The 508-nt window shown below is 60.0% G+C and carries 1 pseudogene; it reads left to right on the top strand.

The features are described 5' to 3' along the window. Nucleotides 1–508: pseudogene (locus RAD15_RS43520) on the top strand (ABC transporter); the annotation flags it as partial.

Below are 508 nucleotides of genomic sequence, written 5' to 3'. Positions count from 1 at the left end.
TGTTCAGGCGGTTGCTGACCGCCATCCCGACGCTATTCGTGATTGTCACGCTGGCGTTTTTCCTGATCAGGGTCGCTCCTGGCGGGCCCTTCAACCAGGAGCGTGGGCTGAACCCCGTGATCCAGGCCAATCTGGAAGCCCAGTTCGGCCTCAATGATCCGCTCTGGAAACAATATCTCAACTATATCAATAATTTGCTGCATGGTAGTTTCGGGCCGAGCTACAATCTGCCCGACTTCACGGTGGGCGAACTCTTCGCCAAGGGCCTGCCGATTTCGATCCAGCTCGGCTCCTCGGCGCTGATCCTGGCGCTGATCCTGGGCTCCATTCTCGGCATCACGGCCGCGCTGAACCAGAACAAGGTCGGCGACTATGCGGTGATCGCGCTGGCCACCGCCGGTTCCACCATTCCTACCTTCGTCATCGCGCCGCTGATCCAGCTAGTCTTCGGGCTGAGTTGGAAGCTGCTGCCGATCGGCGGCTGGGGCGATGGCGCACTCGTCAACAA

Source organism: Bradyrhizobium sp. 14AA (assembly GCF_054185205.1).
The sequence above is the reverse complement of the archived record's forward strand: the minus strand, read 5'-3'. Positions and strand labels throughout refer to the sequence as shown.